4 protein-coding genes are annotated in these 5,973 nt (G+C 64.9%); 2 read left to right on the forward strand and 2 right to left on the reverse strand.

The window, feature by feature from the left end; all coding sequences use genetic code 11:
* Positions 1-89 precede the first annotated feature (89 nt).
* Complete coding sequence (locus HP546_RS24350; RefSeq protein WP_172230571.1) at positions 90-827, forward strand: GntR family transcriptional regulator; 738 nt, start codon at positions 90-92, stop codon at positions 825-827.
* Positions 828-1,000: 173 nt separating this feature from the next.
* Here the strand turns inward: HP546_RS24350 and HP546_RS24355 are convergent, their stop codons facing one another.
* Complete coding sequence (locus tag HP546_RS24355) at positions 1,001-4,081, reverse strand: MexW/MexI family multidrug efflux RND transporter permease subunit (RefSeq protein ID WP_172230574.1); 3,081 nt, start codon at positions 4,079-4,081, stop codon at positions 1,001-1,003.
* Positions 4,078-5,175, reverse strand: a complete 1,098-nt coding sequence (locus tag HP546_RS24360; protein WP_172230577.1) for an efflux RND transporter periplasmic adaptor subunit — start codon at positions 5,173-5,175, stop codon at positions 4,078-4,080. The genes HP546_RS24355 and HP546_RS24360 overlap by 4 nt, the downstream gene beginning before the upstream one ends.
* 85 nt (positions 5,176-5,260) lie before the next feature.
* Here HP546_RS24360 and soxR point away from each other — a divergent pair, with 85 nt between their 5' ends.
* Positions 5,261-5,716, forward strand: a complete 456-nt coding sequence (gene soxR, locus HP546_RS24365; RefSeq protein ID WP_172230580.1) for a redox-sensitive transcriptional activator SoxR — start codon at positions 5,261-5,263, stop codon at positions 5,714-5,716.
* Positions 5,717-5,973: the final 257 nt, after the last annotated feature.

The following is a 5,973-nucleotide window of genomic DNA, read 5'->3' on the forward strand; positions in this document are numbered from 1 at the left end:
GCTGGCGGCACTGCTGTTGCGGACGCAGCGGGCCACATGAGGCAGCTGTTAAACTGCCGGACATCCCGTATTCCCGACCGAGCAAAACCATGAATCCGACGCGCTACGCCACCGTGGCAAAGCACCTGATGGAGGGTATTGCCAGCGGCCATTATCCGGTGGGCAGCCTGCTGCCGACCGAGCATGAGCTGTGCGCCCTTTATGCTGTAAGCCGGCACACCGTGCGCGCAGCCATCGACCAGTTGCTCGGTCAAGGCCTGGTATCGCGTCGCAAGCGCGTGGGCACTCGGGTCGAGGCCAGCAGCCCGCGCGGGGGGTATTCGCAGTCGCTGTCCAGCGTGGCTGATATTGCCCAGCAGGCGCAGACCCAACAGCGGCAAATCCAGGAGGTGCGCCACTTCGTCGCCGACCTAGGCGAGGCGGCGCGGTTGGGGTTGGTGCCGGGGGAGCATTACTTCTGTGTGTCGAGCATTCGCGTCGATCGTGCGCATCATGCCGCGCCGCTGTGCTGGACCGATGTGTACGCCCCGCGCGACTATGCCGAAGTCATCGAACTGGCGCGCGCGCACCCCGACCAGTTGATTGCCGGGTTGATCGAGCGGCACTTTGGCCGGCCCATCGGGGTGGTCGACCAGCAGGTGCGGGCGGTGTTGCTGACGGCGGAGCTGGCCCGGGCGTTGAAGGCCGAGGCGGGATCCCCAGGGTTGAAGATCATTCGCCATTACCGCGAGGAGAATGGTGACTTGATGGCGGTTTCCGAGACGGTGCACCCGGATGACCGCTTTACCCTGGTGACCCAGATGCGCCGGGACCGTTCTCCATCCTGATCGCGCACACGGGGCCGCTGTGCGGCCCATCGCCGGCAAGCCAGCTCCCACAGGGACCGCGTCGGGCTTGAAGGCTGCGCGGTCCCGTGGGAGCTGGCTTGCCGGCGATGGGCTGCGAAGCAGCCCTCATGGCCCTGACCGACGAACCCAAGGCATAGCCCTGGCCCTGCGTTTTACATCCCCAAAACGCGTTCAGCTTCCAGCAACTGCTGCCCCCGCCCCGTGCTCACCCGATGATCCCGCGCCAGCCAGCCATAGATCGTCGGTAGCACGAACAGGGTAAACAAGGTCCCCACCAGCATCCCGCACACAATCACCACCCCCAGCCCGAAGCGGCTGTTGGCCCCGGCGCCGCTGGCGAACAGCAGCGGCAGCACGCCGAAGGTCATCGCTGCCGTGGTCATCAGCACTGGGCGCAAGCGTATCTGTGCAGCACGGACAATGGCGGCAGCACGATCCAGGTTGTCGCGCACCTGGATCTCGTTGGCAAACTCCACCATCAGGATGCCGTGCTTGCTGATCAGGCCGATCAGCGTCACCAGGCCAATCTGGGTGTAGATGTTCAACGTGGCCCAGCCCAGCGCCAGCGGCAGCAGCGCACCGCAGATCGACAGCGGCACGGTGACCAGAATGATCAGTGGGTCGACCAGGCTTTCATACTGCGCCGCCAGCACCAGGTAGATCACCACCAGCGCGGCGAGAAACGCCCACATCAAGGCAAAACCCTCCTGCACATACTGGCGCGATTCCGATTGCCAGTCGTGGCTGAAGCCCGGCGGCAATTCGGCGGCAAGCTGTTCGAGAAATGCCACGGCGTTGCCCATCGACACACCCGGCGCCGGGATTGCCTGCAGGGTGCTGGCGTTCTGCTGGTCGAACTGCAGCAGGCGGTTGGGCGCTACTTCGATATCCAGGCGCACCACGCTGGCCAGTGGTACCAGGCTGCCGTTTTCGGCGCGCACATATTGACGGTTGAGCGCTGCAGGCGTCAGGCGCTGGTCCTGGATACTCTGCGGAATCACATCGTAGGAACGCCCGAACAGGGCAAACCGGTTGAGGTACTGCTCACCCACCAGCACACCCAGTGACTCGCCTATGGCCTGCATGCTGATGCCCAGGCTGGCCGCCTTGGCCCGGTCGACGTGCACCTTGATCAGCGGGTTGTTGTAGTCGAGGTCGCTGTCCACCACGGCGAACAGGCCACTGTCGCGAACACGCTGCTTGAGCACTTCCATGGTCTGGTAAAGCTCGGGGTAGCCCTGGGCGCTGCGTAGCACCATCTGCACCGGGAGGCCGCCACTGGAGCCCGGCAGTGCTGCAACCTGGAAGGCGAAGATGCTACTACCTTCGATATCAGCCACAGCCTGCTGCAACTGTGCCTGCACCTGTGCGGCGGAACGCTCGCGGGCCTGCCAGGCACTGAGGTTGATACCACCGAAACTCACGGCCGGGCCGTCGGTTCCGTTGATGATCCAGGTATCAGTGGTTTCGCCGATGGACTTCATCACCTGGTCCAGTCTGAGGGCAAAGTGCTCCACATAATCCAGGCTGGCATGCTGCGGCGACTTGATGGCGGTCAGCACCGCCGCCTGGTCTTCCGGTGGCGCCAGCTCCCGCTGGGGCAACAGGTACAGCCAGGGCAGGCTCAGGCACACCAGCAGCGCCACGCCAGCGCTGATCCAGCGATGCGACAAGGTATAGGCCAGCACCCGCCCATAGCTGCCAGTCAACGCCGCAAACAACCGATCGGCCATGTTGGCCATCGCGCCATGCTGCTGACCGGGTTGCAACAGCAACGAACTCATCACCGGCGACAAGGTCAGCGCGACGATGCCGGACACGATCACCGCGCCCGCCAAGGTGAGGGCGAATTCGCGGAACAGCGTGCCGGTCAGCCCGCCCATCAGGCCGATCGGCGCATACACCGCCGCCAGGGTCAGGGTCATGGCAATGACCGGCCCGGCGATTTCCCGCGCCCCGGCCAATGCCGCCGCGACCGGCGACTTGCCCTCTTCGATGTGGCGGTGCACGTTCTCCACCACCACGATCGCATCGTCCACAACCAGGCCGATGGCCAGCACCATCGCCAGCAAAGTCAGCAGGTTGAGGCTGAAGCCGAACAGCAGCATCAGGCCCGCGGCGCCCAGCATCGACAACGGAATGGCCACCACCGCGATCAGCACGTTGCGCAACGATCCCAGGCACAGCCAGATCACCAGCACCACGATCAGCATCGCCTCGACCAGGGTGCGCAGCACCTCGTTGATCGACGCGTCGATGAAGCGCGCAGTCTCATAGGCCAGCGCCACCTTCACGCCGGGAGGCAGGGTCTGCTGGATTTGCGGCAGCAGTTGGCGAATACCCTCGACGATCAGCAGCGGGTTGCCGGTCGGCGTGGGGAACAGCCCCAGATGCACGGCAGGCTCGCCGTTCATGGTGGCGCTGGTCTGGGTGGCCGCCGCGCTCAGCTCGACCGTGCCGACATCGCGCAGGCGCACCAGGTCGGTGCCATCGTTGCGGATGATCAGCTCACGGAAGTCCTCGACCCGGGTCAGGTCGGTGTCCACCTGGATATCGGCCAGCACGTACTGCCCGCGCACCTGACCCGGGGTCGCCTGGTAGTTGTTGGCGCGCACGGCCTGCGCCACGTCCGCTGCCGTCACCCCGCGCCCGGCCATCTGTTCGCTGTCCAGCCACAGGCGCATGGCCAGGCGCTGGCCGCCGAACGACTGCACCTTGGCCACACCCTCGATGCCAGAGAACTGCGGCTCGACTACCCGCGACAGGTAATCGCTGAGTTCCGGTATCGACAGGCTGTCGCTGGCAAAGCCCACGTAGGCCACGGCAGTGGAGTCGCCTGCCGACAGCTCGACCACCGGGTCGTAGGCCTTTTCCGGCAGGCGATAGCGTACCTGGTTGACCTTGGCCATGGCCTCGGCCAGCGCCTGGGTCGAATCGCGGTTGAGCAGCATGCGCAAGGTGATCAGGCTTCGCCCCTGCTGCGACGATGAGGACAGGTAATCGATGCCCTCGACCGACGACACTGCCTGGGTGATCGGCTGGGTCACGAAGCCTTGCATCAGCTCGGCGGAGGCGCCGGGGTACTCGGTGCTGATGGTAATGGTCGAGCTTTCCAGCAACGGGTACTGGCGAATCGGCAGCTTGCCCATGGCAAACAGCCCCAGCAGGATGATCAGGCTGCTGACCACCAGCGCCAGCACCGGACGGCGCACGAACACATCGGTGAATTTCACGACTGCCGCCCTCCCTGGCTGGCCTGCAGGCTGTCCTGGGCCAGCGGCTCGACCGTCATGCCGTCACTGAGCTTCAACTGGCCGGACACCACCACACGGTCACCGGGGGCAAGGCCGGTAGTGACTTCCACTCGCCCCTGCCAGCGCTCGCCGGTGGTCACCTGCACCCGCTTGACCCGGGTGCCGTATTGCGCATCGTTGATGGCGACGAACACGGTCTGCCCGTAGGCGGTGTAGGTGATTGCGGTTTCCGGCACGGCCAGCACGGTCGAAGGCTGCGCGGCGTCCAGGCGCACACCGGCATACATGCCCGGCTGCAACTGCCCGGCCGGGTTGGGCAAGGCTGCCTGCACGTGCACCAGGCGCGCCTTGCTGACCACCGGGTCGACCGCTACTACCCTGGCCTGAAAATCTTGCCCGCGCGCGGCGTCCACCGTCAGTGCCAACACTTGGCCGACATGCACGTCAGGGGCGGCCTGTTCGCCCAGGGCAAAATTCACATGCAACTGGCTGATGTCCGCCAGGCTGACGATGGCCTCGCCAGCACCCAGATACTGGCCCTGATGCACCCGACGAATACCCAGTTTGCCGGCAAACGGCGCGCGGATGGCCTTTTGCGCGATCAGCGCCTCGACATGCTGCAGTTCACCGCTGGCCACATCCACGGCAGTGGCGGCGTTATCCAGGAGTTCCTGCGACACGGCATTCACTGCCCGCAGCTTGCGGCTGCGTTGCAGTACCACTTCAGCGTTACGCAACCTGGCCCGCAACTGCACCCGTTGCGCCTGCTCCGGCGCAACGTTCAGCTGCACCAGCAATTGCCCGGCAGTTACCACCTGCCCCGACTCGAAGGCAATGCGGGTAATACGCCCCGCCATTTCGGCCGCCACCTGTACCTGATTCACGGCCTCCAGCTCCCCCGAAGCAAAGGTCTGCCGTGCCAGCGGCACCTGCTCGGCCGTGGCCAGCGCCACCTTGGTCGCCGGCCACGCCGCCGCAGCGGTTGGCGGCGCACCGCTGCCCACCAGCGCACAGGCAGCGGCCAGCACCCCGGCAACAACGCCAGCACAGGCCAGTAACGTCCGTTTGTTCATGCAGTGCTCCGATCATCAGGAAAAGCGGTTGCGGGGAAGACCGGGCGGGACTATAAGAGCTCAACTTAACTTGAGGTCAACTGGCATGGCAGCGGACAACACGCGGATGCTCACAGTGGGTGAAGTGGCCAGGCGCAGCGGTGTGGCGGTGTCTGCGCTGCACTTCTACGAGACCAAGGGGCTGATCGCCAGCGTGCGTACGGCAGGCAACCAGCGCCGCTATCCCTCGCTGGTGCTGCGCACGTTGGCGATCATCAAGGTGGCGCAGCGCACGGGTATTCCGCTGGAGGAAATCAAGCACGCGTTCAGCCGTTATGCGCCCAACAGCAAGCTTACGGCGGCCCAATGGGGCGAGATGTCGACGGCCTGGCGCGAAGACCTGAACGCCCGCATTCGCACGCTGGAGGCATTGCGCGACAGCCTGGACAACTGCATTGGCTGCGGTTGCCTGTCGCTGGAGGATTGCCCGCTGCGCAACCCTGAGGATGTGCTGGGCAAGGAAGGTGCCGGGGCGCGGATATTGGAGAGGAAAGCCCGATAGCGTGGTGGCTGTCCAGCTGCCATCGGGATCGCATGAGGGCTGACAGGTGCTTGCCGACGCATTTGCAGCGCTTGTGAAATCGAGCGCCGCGCGGGCAGCGCTCGATTTCACAGGCGCTGAAAATGTTGTGGCAAGCATCTATCAGCCCCGTCCAGCCTCCCCCCTGCACACAACTGGAACTAAACAGTTACCCCCGTCCCCTAACCTTCTGCTGCTAACTCAATGCATTTCCCAGGAGGGTTTACCCCATCATGAAG

The organism is Pseudomonas sp. CM25 (genome assembly GCF_013179705.1).
Lineage (GTDB): Bacteria > Pseudomonadota > Gammaproteobacteria > Pseudomonadales > Pseudomonadaceae > Aquipseudomonas.

Coding starts and splice junctions, on each gene's coding strand:
- HP546_RS24350 (WP_172230571.1), top strand. CDS start 90: ATGAATCCGACGCGCTACGCCACCGTGGCAAAGCACCTGATGGAGGGT.
- soxR (WP_172230580.1), top strand. CDS start 5,261: ATGGCAGCGGACAACACGCGGATGCTCACAGTGGGTGAAGTGGCCAGG.
- HP546_RS24360 (WP_172230577.1), bottom strand. CDS start 5,175: ATGAACAAACGGACGTTACTGGCCTGTGCTGGCGTTGTTGCCGGGGTG.